The organism is Paraflavisolibacter caeni, from assembly GCF_025628885.1.
Classification (GTDB): Bacteria; Bacteroidota; Bacteroidia; order Chitinophagales; family Chitinophagaceae; genus Flavisolibacter; species Flavisolibacter caeni.
The window spans coordinates 1-736 of the sequence record NZ_JAOTIF010000079.1 but is presented as its reverse complement, the minus strand read 5'-3'; the positions used below and the strand labels follow the sequence as shown (position 1 = coordinate 736).

The 736-nt window shown below is 37.1% G+C and carries 1 protein-coding gene; it reads right to left on the bottom strand.

Features of this window, described 5'->3' with window-relative positions:
- Positions 1-212 precede the first annotated feature (212 nt).
- Positions 213-491, bottom strand: a complete 279-nt coding sequence (locus OCK74_RS27845; protein WP_279300395.1) for a hypothetical protein — start codon at positions 489-491, stop codon at positions 213-215.
- Positions 492-736: the final 245 nt, after the last annotated feature.

The following is a 736-nucleotide window of genomic DNA, read 5'->3' as shown; positions in this document are numbered from 1 at the left end:
TAATGAGTGAAATCAACAACAAAAAAGAAAGTACTCTCATAATAAGTTAGTTAAAATTGATTTAATTGGAATATAACGGATCAAAGTGTTTACGAAGTGGTGGCAGTCCGTGTTACCAGCACACTGGGCTAAAGGTAAACTGCTTAATAGATATTTGGAAGCCAATTTCAATTCTTTCTCCACCATTTTGTGAACATTCGTGTTAGGCGCATTTAAATCAGAGCATCCACAGCTCCAAAAATTATGGCCAATAAAAAACATATCCAAAATACAGCTAAAGCTCGGTTTGCACTCTTTATTAAGCCAATATCCTTTGTAGTGTAGTTTCCCATGCGTATTGGGAATAGATACTTTGGAGCAAAGATTCTTCTTCCAAGACCTAAAAAGGCATGGGATGATTGTTTTCCATCTAACTTATCATGCAAGTACACCTTATAAAAAAAGGCTATTCCTGAAGCAAAAATTAAAAGTACTATGATTGGATGGGGCATGATTAGTTTTATTTGATAGCTTCAGGCATCTTAATGCTGTAGCGCCTAACGGAACCGAGCTTGCTATCCGTAGCGGAAGTCCGTGTTCCTTTGATTTTTTTATTGTCTGAAGATAATTAAAGATTAGATGCTGAGTTAACTTCTTGCCTCCGCTATGGTAGCAAACTGGTGTGTGTGCCTTGAATGGTAAATATAGTTCTTAGAAGTAAGAATGCCAGAGAGTGAAAGTCTCTTATGTGCGGGGT